The organism is Vibrio sp. 1401, from assembly GCF_033340295.1.
Map to the genome: position 1 here is coordinate 1 of NZ_JAWOWF010000533.1, position 613 is coordinate 613.

Sequence of the window (613 nt, forward strand, 5' to 3'; positions counted from 1 at the left end):
TTGATAACCGCAAGAGGCTAAGTCAGGAACGCCTTTTTTGCCTTGCCACTGGATATCACAACCGCAGTAAAAACTGCTTGGGTGGTCTTGATAGATTTTCACCGCTTCACGTTTGGCGGCAGAAAATGAGCTAGGAGGGGCAGAAAAAGCGGAACTAGAAAGAACAAAGAGAAACAGAGTAAACAAGTATTTCATGATTAAAGTCTTTAAAAAGTATGACTTTAATCATTCTACCACTCATATATTGGCTTTCGTAATGAGTCTGTTAATAATAAAAACAAACAAGTGATCGCCGCTGTTTCTCACCGGCGAGATTAAGAAAGTTGAACACCTGTAAAATTCAAAGGCTGGTGGCATTTTTGACAGGAGTAGGTTGCCTCTTTGCGCAGAACTTTATTGTGTCGGCGAATCGAGAGCGGGTAGGTCATGCAGCCGCAACGATACTCAAACGTCTTACCCTGGACTGAGGTAACTTCAAAGCGGTGTGTGGTGTTGGCAGGAATACCAAATACGGATTCCATGACGCCCCGCCACTCTTTTCCGTGTGGTCGAACTCGGCCGTACACTTGGTAGGTGATTAAGTGGGCGACTTCATGAGGAATTACTTCTTCCA

1 protein-coding gene and 1 pseudogene are annotated in these 613 nt (G+C 44.5%); both read right to left on the reverse strand.

Translation table 11 applies throughout. From position 1 onward, the window contains the following. Positions 1-195 (reverse strand): annotated as a pseudogene (locus tag R7Z77_RS26670) (deoxyribonuclease I); the annotation flags it as partial. 119 nt (positions 196-314) lie between these two features. Continuing rightward, on the reverse strand, positions 315-613 hold a 299-nt coding region (locus R7Z77_RS26675; RefSeq protein ID WP_318137213.1), incomplete at its 5' end, for a SprT-like domain-containing protein.